The organism is Mycoplasmoides fastidiosum, from assembly GCF_024498275.1.
Lineage (GTDB): Bacteria > Bacillota_I > Bacilli_A > Mycoplasmatales > Mycoplasmoidaceae > Mycoplasma_N > Mycoplasma_N fastidiosum.
This window is the reverse complement of the sequence record NZ_CP101809.1, coordinates 37,630-50,310: the sequence shown is the minus strand read 5'-3', so window position 1 is coordinate 50,310 and position 12,681 is coordinate 37,630. Positions and strand designations below refer to the sequence as shown.

The following is a 12,681-nucleotide window of genomic DNA, read 5'->3' as shown; positions in this document are numbered from 1 at the left end:
TTTTCTTGATTTGTTCTAATTTCTTTTTGAAAATTTTGAAACGTTTTGTAATGAATACGCTCATTTAATCAATAACTCATTAAATTAAAAATTGTTGAAAAAATCAGTGAATAACTAAAAGTGGTTGCTCCACGAAGTTGTGTTAAGTCTAATACGATTGCAACCATTAATAAAATTAAATAACAATTCAATAAGATAAACTTAGTTAAATATCGGTATGAATAAAATAATTTCATTAGCCATTTTTTTCTTTAGTTGTTCGTTTAATTCGCGACTCTTCTTTTCATTTATCAATTAATTTCTTCTTGATGTTTTTTTCAATTTCTTGACGTTTTGCTTTAGTTTTAGCTTTTTTAATTTGAACTTTTATTTTCTTTTTATAATTTGGTTTAATTTTTTTAGGAGCTTTAGCAATAATCTGTTTAATCTCTGTTTCTAAATTTTCATTAATTTTTATTTTTTTAAAAGTTTGGTCTTTAAAAACAATTTTTTTATTATTCAGTTTAGCTTCGTAAAATTTAATATCTTTTTTAGTTAAGTGATTAATAATGTTAAATTCATTATCAGTTACTAATGAGATAATTTTTCCTGGCTGATTATATCGACCAGTTCGACCTGATCGATGCATGTATCAAACATTATCTTTGGGCATTTCATAATTAATAACCATTTGTAAATGTTTAATTGAAATTCCTCGTGCTAATAAATCCGTAGCAAAAATAGTCACTATGTTGCGATGATTAATTAAATTCATAGCTTGAATTCGTTCGCGTTCTTGCATTTCTCCATGAAATAAAATCGGACGAAATTGTGAATTTTGAACAACTCATTGGTGAACTGATTCTAATTCTTTTTTTGTATTAAAAAAGACAATTGACCCAGTTAAAGTATTCAAATAATCTAAAATAACTAATAGATCATTATTTTTCTTTTCGGGTCGAGTAATTAAATAATAATGTTTGGATTCGGTAATTTTTTTCTGATTAAAAATTAATGATTCATAAGTTTTGAATCAAATTTTTAACTGTTGCATTAAGCCCTTGGGGATAGTAGCTGAGGCTGCAATTTTTTTCGTGATTAAACCTCTATTTTCTTTAATGAAAAACTGAATATCATTCAGAAAACCCATTTCAATTAAAACATCCACTTCATCTAAAGCTAAAACAAGTCGAAATTTTTGTAAATGGTTTTTAATCTCTTTACTAAAAACTTTCAAACGCTCAGGAGTGGCTAAAATTAAATGTTTCTGAATTAAATTTTCAATTTTGGTTGTTTTATTTAAAATAACTACTTTAATTAATTTAGTAAAGTTTAATTGTTTTGCAACATCGAAAACTTGCTGAATGAGTTCTTTAGTAGGGAAAACAAAAAAAGCTTTTTGATCAGGTTTTTTTAATAGATAATCAATTAAGAAAATTAAAAGACTAATTGTTTTTCCAGTTCCTGTTGGTGCAACAAGGATACTGTTATTTTTTCTGTTGAGGTTATCAAAGATTTCAATCTGAGCTGGATTAGGATATAAAAATTTATTTTTAATTAATTCATCAACCAGTTGATTATTTGTTAATTTTCACTGCGCTTTTTTCATATTAGATTAAAAAACAAAATATCTCGTGGAAGTCCACAAGATATTTTTTTCATTTTTTAAATTTTTTATTCTTTTTCTTCAACTTTTGTTTCTTTGAAAGATTCAGCCTTAGTGTTTGGAAATAAAGTACGGCCACCGTCTTCAATTAAGCTTTTTTTGTAGTTAGGCAAACTAAATTCATAGTTGCCACTAGAAATGTATTTAGTTTCATAACTAAAATTAGGTTTACCGTATTTTAAAAAGACATCTTTAGGAATTAAGATACGTCCTTTTTTATCACGAATAATATCTCTTTCTTGTAAACCTTTAGCTTTTAATGATTCTAATTCTAACTCACTGGTTTCATAGTTTTCATAAACTCGATAACTAATTTTTTGACCCAAGATACTTTCGTCTAATTTAGAAAGTTCACTATATTCTTGATAATTGGTTTCAAAATTTTTAATTATATCTAAATCAAGTTTTGGTGGCAATTTGCCATGAAATGAAGATTCTGCGATTCTGTTGTCTTTGCCTTTGAACTGAACTTTCATTCGAGCATTGCTAGTAATTTCTAAGATTTCATGTTGTAAACTTAATCTTTGTTGAGCTAAATTTTGTTGTAAATTTCTTTCAAAATGAAGATCTTTAACGGATTTAAAATTATCTTCATAACGGGGTTCAGTGTAAATTGGAGTGCCTAAATGTCCAGAAAAACGTTCGTATAATTCTCGGTTACGTTTTTTTGAAAGTTCTTGTTTTTGCACTAAAGCAGCAACAGTATCATTCGGATCAACTGTTTTTTCTTGATCTTTTCTTTTTAAAATGAATGGTGCGGTAATTTTGATATTTTTCATAATTTAAAAATCTGGGAATTTACTTAAAAAGTTTATACACGTTTTTGTGCTTCGCTTCGGACTTTTTCAACCATTTTACGACGAGCATTAAAGGTAAAGTTGGCTTTGTCTTTAAATCTTAAGTATCCGGTATAAGTAATAAAGATTAGTAAAGATAAAGTTACAAATACATAAAAAAGAATGAAACCAATTACTTTTGTAGTGTATGGGTCACTAGTCAAGGCTAAAACTTGATTGTTACTTGCGAAAGTAATGCCAAATCCGTTAAAAGATCCGATAAAAATCATTAATAGCCAAGCAATAATGAAATAGGCTAAAACTGTACTGATAATGCCAATAATTAAATTAATTTTTAAACGTTGATCAATTGTTTCTTCTGTTGCTCTGATTTTTCGAGAATTTCAGATTAGTAATAAAAAATAACCAATCAGAAAAACAACTAATCCTAAAGCGGTGTAAAAAGCAAAGTTTACATAAACTTGCAAATTATAAAGAATAGCCAAAATTAGAAACAAAATAAATGCTCCTAAAAAAAGGCCGATAAAACTGCGAAAAGTTATATCAGTAATAGTAAGAAAAAACGATCTTTCGTTCTTTTGTGACTGTTGTTTAATCATATACTTCAAATTTATCCAAAAAAAGATATCTAGCTTTTAATTATACTCTAAAAAAGACCTTTATTTTATTTAGGGTTCTGTCTACCTGAATCTTGATCAATAGATGTTAATTTCAGATTTAGATTAGGTTGAAATTCTGAAATTTGGTTCATGTAGTATGAATTTTTAAACTGATTATATGTTTTTTCGAAAATGGGAGTCAAAACAAAAATGACTAAAGTTAGAATTGAAGTACGGATTGGAGTGAAAATTGTTTCACGCAAAATGCGCGGAATCAAGTAAACAACAGGTCCATACTGATTAATCAATTCTGGGGTTCGCCCATTATTTAAAAATTGATAATACATAATAGCAATTTTTGGTCCTAATAAAAAAGACCATAAAAAAATCATTGATGTGTAAATGATTGAAGCATAAAGAAAAGTTAATAAAATTTTTCTTCGTTTGAAATAAGTGTAAAACACAATTGCTTCAAAAATCAAAAAGAAAACTGATAAAGCTACTAAACTAGTAACAAATAATCCTTGATTAAATCAGTTTATTTTGAAATTAGGCTCTTGAGTATTAAATCACCAAATAATATAGCCATAAGAAATGCTTAAAAAAGTAATGAACAATATTTGTTGAATAACTAGATGGATTCATATTTTTTCTGAATTTCGAAAAATTCGAGATAGACTACCGATTATTCCTGAAAATAATGCAACAGTTGGCTCTTGTAAAGCATAGAGGTAATATCATGTTCCTCCAGTTATCAAATAACTTAAAGAATCAGTAACTCATCCAAATAAAAATCCATAGATTGGACCATAAAATCAACCAATTACAAAAACCGGAATTCAAGCTAAAGAAATTCTAGTGCCAAATGAACTTAAAGGAATAGAAAATTTACCTAGAACTAAGCGAATAGCAATTAATACAGCCAAAATTACCATGTAAGAAATAACTCGAAATGGACTGGCCGGAAAAATTGGAAAGAAGAAATGAATGATTTTGGCAAAATTTTTATTAAATAAAATTCTGCTTTTTAATAAATTATATTTTTGAATAAAAAAAAGGGCTGTAATTCTTTGATCAAAACCTTGAATTCAACCCTTAATTTTTTGATTAATTAGATACCTATTTTTAAATTTGCTTCAATTTTTTTTATTTTTTTGAAATGCTAAATTTTTATTCATTCAAGCACCAACTATATTTTATTTTTAGTGAAAAATTTAACGATTCATTTCGAATAAAATGGTATTTATTCTATCCCGAATTTTCGCATCATCTCGTTTTGGATTCAAGAAAATTGCTGAGACAAACAATAAAATACAAACTGCACAAAGAATCACTATTATCATGTAAATATAATAAATTGCAGAGAATAAATCGCGAAGTTTGACATTAAGACTTGCGCTTTCAGCAAAATAATTTTTTCCTCGTAATGAAAAAATAAAAATAGATCTGAAATTTTCAAGAGAGTTAAATAAAAAAATAACTAAAATTCCAATTGAAATAAATGCCAAAATTCTTGTTGAAAGAAAGTATTTAATATTATCGTTATGCTGTCCTCAGAGATCTCGATAAATTTTAGTTAAAGAAAAAAGCGAAATAGAAAGAAGAATAATTCCAACTACCAATGAAGTTACTGGTATTAATTGAATTTGATCTGCTCCATTTAAACGGCTTCTCAAATTTGCAATTTGTTCACTATTTAATCCTAAAATTTTTTGATAATCATCTAAAGATAAAGAAAAACTAGATGAATTATTAACCAGAATTAAAATTGAAAAAACAATACTTAATAATGAGATTAAACTAAACAAGAAAAATAAAGTATATTTTAAAAATATAATTTCTCGAGGTTTAGTTTTATATATATAAAAAATACCACTTTCAATTTCTGCTCGCAATCTTTGTTGAGCCGCAAATGATTTAGCAGTTTCGTTCAAAGCTTCACGCATTTGTTCTGGATTTAAAAAATCACTATCATTTCCAGCAAATGTTTTATTATCTTGAACGCTTTGTGCTCTAGAAAAAACTCTTGGCTCTTCTGTTGCTTGAATAACTGGTTCTGACTCAGATTGTGCATCAGATTTTGAAGGCAAATCATTAATGTCACAACCATAAAGATTTTTAATAACTGTATTTAAATAATTAATATCATCAATTAGATCATATTCATCATCGAAATTTACAGTTTTAGAAACTGCATATTTTAAACCGACGATGTCATTATATTTAGCAATAAATTCATCCAATTCAGCAACATCATTTTTTTTGTCTGACAAAAAATAAAAAATGTCTAATGAATGAGTAATTGCTTTTTTTAATTGTTCATTTTTTCTGATTAAATCATCAACAACTAATTTTGAGCTTAAGATAATATCTAAATATTTTTTTAGGCGGTTGTATTCACGATTAATCACTGCATTAGCGATCACGGTTTACCTCCAAACATAGTGTTCTAAAAAGACAATAATGTCTTTTTCAATTCCAAAACACTAATTGCATCATTTTTACGAATAGATACATTGTAATCAAATAATTTTACAATAATTTTATCCAATTTAGCGCTTAATTTTGGGCCTAAATCATTATATATCTTTACATAAGAATTTAAAGCATATGGTGGACGACCCATTAATTCTGCTATTTTCATTATATTGTTTATACTTTTTTATAAAAATAAAAAGCAAATAATTCCTCAACCTTATAATTTAAAATATTTAACAAAAATTTAGCATCTTCTAAATTAGTGCATTTATTGTTAAAAACTTCTATTCATTCTTTTTTTCAGACAATAATCAATCGATTAATAAAAAGAAATCTTGTTCCTTGTAATTGCCTACTAGTTGTTGTAAATCTTTCATTGATATTTTTTTCTTTTCAAGAATGCGATTTTATGAAAAATTTCACGAATAAATAAAGCGTCTTTTGGAAAAAAATCATAAACTAAATTATTTAAATTCGTTTCAAATTTCACATTATTTTTTTAATTAAATTATCAATAAAAGCTTTTTTAGTACGCGCGTTTAAAACTTCTTTTTTATGATCAGAATTATCTACTAAATCTAATAAACCTTTAATACTTTTATTGGTTAATAAACTAGGACTATAGACTAAAATCAAAACATTTATATTACTCATTTTTAAATGTTGCATAATTCTTACAAATCGATCAATTTGTAAATTATTACTTTTGCTATCATTATCCTTTTCTCGCATTTCCTTTCATTTATTTGTTAAAAAAATGGGATTATTAATAATAAAAGCTTCGGGTGCATCAAATAAACTATTTTGTTCTAAAGATCCGAATAAATTTTCAAAACTTTCACAAGAAATTACTTGGTAATTCAAATTTTCTCTAACAAAATCTTCTTTTAAACTTTCAAGAACACCAGGATCTAGACAATAATATAAATTGATCATAAAAAAATTAATTAAATTTTTTATTTAATAAGTAAATGAAATACAAGAAAATGAATAAAAAGAAAATTAATCCTTGTGAATGTCATGAGTTTCAAAAAGTAGCATAATAATACATGCGATTAAAATGCATCAAATTAATAACTCATAAAAAAAATTCAACTATTTTCTGTATTAAGGGAATAAGATAAATTATAAATCAAGTTAAAAAAACAAAGAAATATAACCCCAATATTATTCCAGAAAAAATAAAATTATTAAAAATAGCAAAGTAATAAATTCTTTTAGTAATGGATAGAAAAATCGCTGTTACAAAAATTCAAATTACAAAATTGATTAAAAATCACCCTAAAACTTTGGAACGTAATTTTAAATTGACAATATATTTAATTAAGAAAATAATTCCCATACTTAAAAGAAAACTGTAACTTAAAAATATTTTGGGATTAAACGTCAAAGAACTAATTGCCACTTTGGCTCAATGACCATAAAAATTATCTTGTTTATCTTTTTTAAAAAATGCAGCCAAAATAACTCGAAACATTGAATATTTAAAATCAATAACAATTCAGTAAAAACCAATGAAAATAAAAGATGCTATATTCCCAAAATTTTTATTAAAAAAGAAAATTTTCTTAATTATTTTTTCTAAAAGAAGAAAATGTAATCCACTAACAACAACTAAATGCAAAATGCTTAAATCCCGAAAAATTTCATAAATATCGGTTTTGTAATCATAAACATTTAGAATTAGCATTTTTACTAATTCTCCACTTGATCTTTGATGGTATATTTGATCCATTCATTTCAGAATAACATTATGGAAACGATTATTTGGTCATAATCAGTTGAAAACAGAACTATTTTGATTAATACTTAATAGTGATAAACTATAGCCAACTCCTACTGCTAAGCTTGTAATAATGATGACCATCATTCACTTGAGTTTTAAGTAATATAAAACTATCATGAACAACGGAATGAAACCTAAATACATTCAATCACTTTTATTAAAAAATCAAGTTGATCAAATTAAAACAATAGCAAAATAAAATAATTCTAAATCCAGTTTTTTTCAATTCAACTTTCACTTAAAATTCAGTTCATTTCACGGCTTCTTCTTCAAAAAATATAATTGGTTTTTCATAATAAGAAACAAGAATTTTTCTGATCATTTATTAAACAAAAAAATTAAAAAAAGAGAATTTCTTAATCTACTTTAAAAAGTGGCAAACCAAAAATAAATTATTATAATTTACTCTATTGTATAATTATTAATACTGAGTTTTTTAAAATACGAATAATACTAATGAATAACGATACAAATACTTTTAATAATAAATATCAAAATGATCAAGAATATGGAGATTTCTCTACTTTAAAAAATCTTGATTCGTTCTCAAAAGCAAAGACTGAATATAATTTGCAAAACTTTTTTGAAATTCGGGGACAAATTTTATTTTTACCAGATTTAACATCTAACTATTCTGTTCACGAACGTTTTGCCAAAGAGATAGTTTATTATGAATACCATGCAATTAATTACCCAGGTCATGGTTTAACTCCTGTTAAACCGAATTTGAAATTTGATGATATCGTTGAATTAGTAACTGATTACATTCTGCATCACCGTTTAGATGAATTAATAATTATTGGTCACGGATTTGGAGCTTTAGTTGCTGCTGCTGTTACAAGAAAAATTCCGGGCAATATCAACAAACTTGTTTTTGTTTCTCCATTAACTTTAGATAGTTTTAAATTAGTCAAAAACTATGAAGCCATGATTCTTCCCCAAGACCTACAAAGTTTATGTGCATCTCAAGAAGCTAAATTTCATAACTTTAATGAATTAACTAATTACAGTGATTACCAAAAAGATTTAGTTTCAGAACTGAATTATTTAATTAAAAATCGAAACAATTTTCTTTCTATTTTTGAAGAAGTTTATAACAAAAATTTTTTAGAAAACGCTCAACGCTTATATTATGAAGAAATTCAAATGGTACCAACCCTTTTAGTTTTAGGTAAAAATTCCAAATTAACTGATTTACAATCTGATATTAATTATTTTACTGATAGATTTGATCGTTTAAAGGTTTTTGAAGTTAAAAATACTGGTTATGTACCATTTTTACAAGCTAGTGGTCGTTATTACATTAATGTTCTAAATTTCTTAAATAATGATGAATTTACCTACGAAAAACCAACTTCAACTGTCGATCTAAATAACTCGAATCCATCAGAATTTAATCGGCAAATGAACTTTGATAATGATTCTGATGCCTTAAAAATTAGCGAAAAAGTTGATCAAAAAATTAAAAAAGTAAGTTGATTGAAAAAAATTTTCAAAAAGATTTTTAAACTAAGTTAAAATTTAGCTTAGTTATTTTGCGCCCGTAGCTCAATTGGATAGAGTTTCTGACTTCGGATCAGACGGTTGGGGGTTCGAGCCCCTCCGGGCGTGCCATAATATAAAAAACACCAGAAATATTTCTGGTGTTTTTTTGTTTTTAATTGGTATTAATCAAAAAATTATTTTTTATGGCTAACAACAAATTCATTAACTTTGGCTAAATCCAATCCAGTTTTTAAGGATGGAGCATATTCAGCATATAAAACTTTATTATTACTGTCTAAAACAAAAACAGCTCGATAAGCCAAAAATTCACATTCAGGAATATAAACTCCAATTGCTTTTTCTAAATCTACCCCATGTTGCCCTGAACCAGCTAATGAAAACATTAAAGTTGTTTCAGAATTTTTAGCACCACATCAACTTGAACCAATAATTGGTGAGTCATTACTTACACCAATTAAAAGGTTTTGTGATTTGGTTAATTCTTCAGATAACTCTTTCATTTGAACATCACACAAACTTGTTGATAATGAAGGAACAATCATTACTACTTTTAGATCAGCTTTCAACGAAGAAAGTTGTTCTTTTTCAAATTTGTGACTGTATAAATTAAAATCAGGAAATTGATCTCCTACTTTTAATTTAACTCCTGGAATTTCTGATAATAAAAAATCTCTAATTGCCACGTTTGTACCTTTCGATTTTATTGATTTATTGAAATTAAAATTTCATGTTTTTGATTGAATTAAATTACAGTATTTAACATCAATTCTAATTTTTAAATCTATATATTATAATAAAAATATATTTTACAATATTCAAGAGAAATACTCAAAATTTAAAAATGATTAATAGTTATATCGATCAAACAAATTTAAAAACCGATGCAACACAAGAAGATATTATTGCTCTTTGTGATCAAGCATTGCAATACAAATTTAAATCTGTTTGTGTCCCCCCATGTTATGTTAGACTAGCTGCTGCCAAACTAGAACATTCAGAAACTCGAGTTTGTACTGTTGTTGGTTTTCCGTTAGGATATACCGATACAAAAACTAAAGTTTTTGAAGCAACTCAAGCGGCTCTAGATGGTGCTTTAGAAATTGATGTTGTAATCAACATCAATAAGTTAAAACAGGGTGATCGAGAATATTTAATTGACGAACTATCATCAATTAAAAAAGCAATTAAAGGTCGGGTTTTAAAAGTTATTTTAGAAACTGGAGTTTTAAGCGAAGAAGAAAAACACTTAGCTTGTGAAATTCTAAATCATGTTTCTCCCGATTACGCTAAAACATCTACTGGTTTTGCTGGTAAAGATAAAGGTGCAACTGTTGAGGATGTAACCTTGTTACGTTCTTTACTAAATTCTGAAATTCGAATTAAAGCTTCTGGTGGCATTCGCAATTATGCTGATGCCAAAGAAATGATTAAAGCAGGCGCGCAAAGAATCGGAACTTCAGCTGGTGTAGCTATTTATGATGAGTATTTAGTGAGTGATTTAGACAAACAAGTTAAAAATGATTATATCGATACTGAAATGATTGATGATGATTATTCAAGTGATGATTATCAAATGGAAGAATCAGTCGAAGATTATTCATACGCCCCTGTTGCTGAACCAGTAGTCAATGAGCCAACTTTTGAACAACCAACTAATCATTTTGAAGAAGACCGTTATGACGAAAACACCTTCTTACAATTAGACGAGTTAAACGAAACAGAATTAGAAGAATACGAAATGTCTGCTGATTCTTCTTATTCAACCAAAGAAGAAACCAACGAACAAACAAACGATAGTTCTGTCGAATCTTTTGATTTTCATTCAACCGAAACTGTTGTTTCTCACAGCCATGAGGTGATTGATGAAAAAGAAAATCATCCCGATGAAACCTTTGAATTCAATTCAACCGAATCAGTTCTCGATGAAATTTCTAACAGTCACGATCGTGATGATGACATAAATGATGAGGATGATAATTATTAAATTAATTACTAGAAACTAGTAACTAAAATTAGGCAGAAAAATTAATATCCTTACATAGTTAGAATGAAAATTAAACGTAAAAATAAAGAAATTTTCAATATTGTCTCCTTTATTGAAAAGAAAAAAAACAAACAAGCTCATACTGAAGCTGAAATTGAAGAATTCATTCAATTGGTGCATCAACAAAAAATTGCTGATTATCAAATCACTGCTTGATTAATGGCAGTTACCATTAATGGCATGAATGACGATGAAACTTATTATTTAACGAAAGCAATTTTGCATTCTGGAAAAATTTATTCTTTAAAGAGTTATTCCAGAAAAAAAATTATCGATAAACATTCAACTGGTGGAATTGGTGATAAAGTCTCTTTGATTTTGTTGCCAATTCTTGTTGCGTGTGGACTGAATGTAGCCAAATTATCAGGACGAAGTTTGGGATACACTGGGGGAACAATTGATAAACTAAATTCTCTTAATGTTCGAACTAATATTCCTTTAGATAATGCTGCTAAAAGATTATCAGATATCGGAATGTTTGTAATCGAACAATCCAAAGAAATTGCACCAGTTGATAAAATTCTGTACGCTTTACGAGATGTTAGTGGAACTGTGAATTCAATTCCTTTAATTGCAGCAAGCATTATGTCTAAAAAATTAGCTCTAAAAACTGATTATTTATTTTTAGATGTTAAATATGGATCGGGCTCTTTCTCTCGCACTCGTAAAGATGCTGTTGCTTTAGCAACTGCTTTAGATAAAATTGCTGTTCGGTTTAAAGTAAATTTATTTTTACATATTACAAGCATGCAACAGCCACTAGGTTCTAGTGTAGGAAATTTAATTGAGTTATCAGAAGCTTATTCTTTTTTAAACAACGAATCAGTTGCTAAAGATTTAGCTTTATTAATTCAAGAATTTGCGATCGATATTTTAGTCGCAACTAAGCTTGCCAAAGATAAAATAGCTGCTAAAAAGAAATATTTAGATGTTTTGAAAACTAAAGCCGGATTGCAAGTTGCAACTGAATGATTTAAAAGCTTTGGTGGTGACATTAAAATATGAAAAGCTAATAGTTTTTTTAAACCTAAGTATCAAAAAAAACTATACGCTTCAACATCTGGTTATTTTGATGTTCTATCCAACGATGGAATTGGTTATGTTGCTAACGAATTAGGTGCTGGACGAAAAACTAAAACTGATAGTATCGATGTTCACGCTGGATTACGATTTCATAAAAAACTTAACGATAAAATAAGTAAAGGCGATTTATTAATCACACTCTATTCATCTAATCCAATTAACAATAAAGTTCTTACCTTATTGGAAGAAAAAATTGCTATTCGTAAAAAACCAGTTAATGTTTTGAAGTTACTAGAAAACTATGCTCGAAGTAAATAAACTTTTTGAAAAAAACAAAATTTTTGCAAAATTACAACAAATTTTACCTAAGGCAATGTGTACTTATTCTCAATTTCACGTTGCGGCTATTGTAGTTACTGATAACGGTTATTTTCACGGTTTTAACATTGAAAATTCTGCTTATCCCAATACAATTTGTGCTGAACGAACAGCTTTATTTTCTGCTTTATTAAATGGCGCTTCCACCATTAAAGAAGTGCATCTGTTAACCGATGATGTAACTGGAAAGGCTAATATGTGTGGTTCTTGTCGTCAGACTTTATCTGATCATGTTGCGCCCAATTGTATTGTTTATGTTTATGCTCATGATGGTACATATAATAAATTCTTTTTTTATGAATTATTACCAGAAGCATTTAATAATCAATTTTTATAAAACTAAAACCTATTGGAATTAATTTATATTATGGATGCTAAACTGAAGATTACCAAAGCAGATATTAAAGATGCCATGGATCGTTTAA

Annotated in this window: 13 protein-coding genes and 1 tRNA gene; 5 read left to right on the top strand and 9 right to left on the bottom strand. The window is 27.2% G+C overall.

Annotation, left to right across the window (positions count from 1 at the left end; translation table 4 throughout):
* Nucleotides 1-235 precede the first annotated feature (235 nt).
* The 8 genes from NPA10_RS00215 to NPA10_RS00180 form a co-directional block, all read right to left on the bottom strand.
* The gene (locus NPA10_RS00215; protein ID WP_256547531.1) at nt 236-1,588 is read right to left on the bottom strand and encodes a DEAD/DEAH box helicase; all 1,353 of its coding nucleotides are present in this window, start codon (nt 1,586-1,588) and stop codon (nt 236-238) included.
* 65 nt (nt 1,589-1,653) lie between these two features.
* On the bottom strand, nt 1,654-2,424 hold the full coding sequence (locus NPA10_RS00210) for a hypothetical protein (protein WP_256547530.1): 771 nt from the start codon (nt 2,422-2,424) through the stop codon (nt 1,654-1,656).
* Nucleotides 2,425-2,456: 32 nt separating this feature from the next.
* Complete coding sequence (locus NPA10_RS00205; RefSeq protein ID WP_256547529.1) at nt 2,457-3,041, bottom strand: hypothetical protein; 585 nt, start codon at nt 3,039-3,041, stop codon at nt 2,457-2,459.
* Between the two features lie 65 nt (nt 3,042-3,106).
* Nucleotides 3,107-4,219, bottom strand: coding sequence for an ECF transporter S component (locus tag NPA10_RS00200; RefSeq protein ID WP_256547528.1), 1,113 nt, complete (start codon nt 4,217-4,219; stop codon nt 3,107-3,109).
* A gap of 36 nt (nt 4,220-4,255) precedes the next feature.
* Nucleotides 4,256-5,467 (bottom strand): hypothetical protein, encoded by a 1,212-nt coding sequence (locus NPA10_RS00195; protein WP_256547527.1) that lies wholly within the window; start codon nt 5,465-5,467, stop codon nt 4,256-4,258.
* Between the two features lie 23 nt (nt 5,468-5,490).
* The gene (locus NPA10_RS00190; protein ID WP_256547526.1) at nt 5,491-5,667 is read right to left on the bottom strand and encodes a hypothetical protein; all 177 of its coding nucleotides are present in this window, start codon (nt 5,665-5,667) and stop codon (nt 5,491-5,493) included.
* A 320-nt stretch (nt 5,668-5,987) separates the two neighbouring features.
* The gene (locus tag NPA10_RS00185) at nt 5,988-6,455 is read right to left on the bottom strand and encodes a hypothetical protein (protein WP_256547525.1); all 468 of its coding nucleotides are present in this window, start codon (nt 6,453-6,455) and stop codon (nt 5,988-5,990) included.
* Between the two features lie 7 nt (nt 6,456-6,462).
* Nucleotides 6,463-7,449, bottom strand: a complete 987-nt coding sequence (locus NPA10_RS00180; protein ID WP_256547524.1) for a ComEC/Rec2 family competence protein — start codon at nt 7,447-7,449, stop codon at nt 6,463-6,465.
* A gap of 312 nt (nt 7,450-7,761) precedes the next feature.
* Here NPA10_RS00180 and NPA10_RS00175 point away from each other — a divergent pair, with 312 nt between their 5' ends.
* Both NPA10_RS00175 and NPA10_RS00170 read left to right on the top strand, forming a co-directional pair.
* Entirely contained in the window at nt 7,762-8,823 is a 1,062-nt protein-coding gene (locus NPA10_RS00175; protein WP_256547523.1) for an alpha/beta fold hydrolase, read from the top strand.
* A gap of 19 nt (nt 8,824-8,842) precedes the next feature.
* A tRNA-Arg gene (locus NPA10_RS00170) sits at nt 8,843-8,919 on the top strand.
* 65 nt (nt 8,920-8,984) lie between these two features.
* Here the strand turns inward: NPA10_RS00170 and NPA10_RS00165 are convergent.
* On the bottom strand, nt 8,985-9,494 hold the full coding sequence (locus NPA10_RS00165) for a redoxin family protein (RefSeq protein ID WP_256547522.1): 510 nt from the start codon (nt 9,492-9,494) through the stop codon (nt 8,985-8,987).
* 158 nt (nt 9,495-9,652) lie between these two features.
* Between NPA10_RS00165 and deoC the strand changes: the two genes are divergently transcribed.
* From deoC to NPA10_RS00150, 3 genes are all read left to right on the top strand, one after another.
* Nucleotides 9,653-10,795 (top strand): deoxyribose-phosphate aldolase, encoded by a 1,143-nt coding sequence (gene deoC / locus NPA10_RS00160; RefSeq protein ID WP_256547521.1) that lies wholly within the window; start codon nt 9,653-9,655, stop codon nt 10,793-10,795.
* 63 nt (nt 10,796-10,858) lie between these two features.
* Complete coding sequence (locus tag NPA10_RS00155) at nt 10,859-12,196, top strand: thymidine phosphorylase (RefSeq protein ID WP_256547520.1); 1,338 nt, start codon at nt 10,859-10,861, stop codon at nt 12,194-12,196.
* Nucleotides 12,180-12,593, top strand: a complete 414-nt coding sequence (locus NPA10_RS00150; protein WP_256547519.1) for a cytidine deaminase — start codon at nt 12,180-12,182, stop codon at nt 12,591-12,593. Before NPA10_RS00155 ends, NPA10_RS00150 begins: the two co-directional genes overlap by 17 nt.
* The last annotated feature ends 88 nt before the right edge of the window (nt 12,594-12,681 follow it).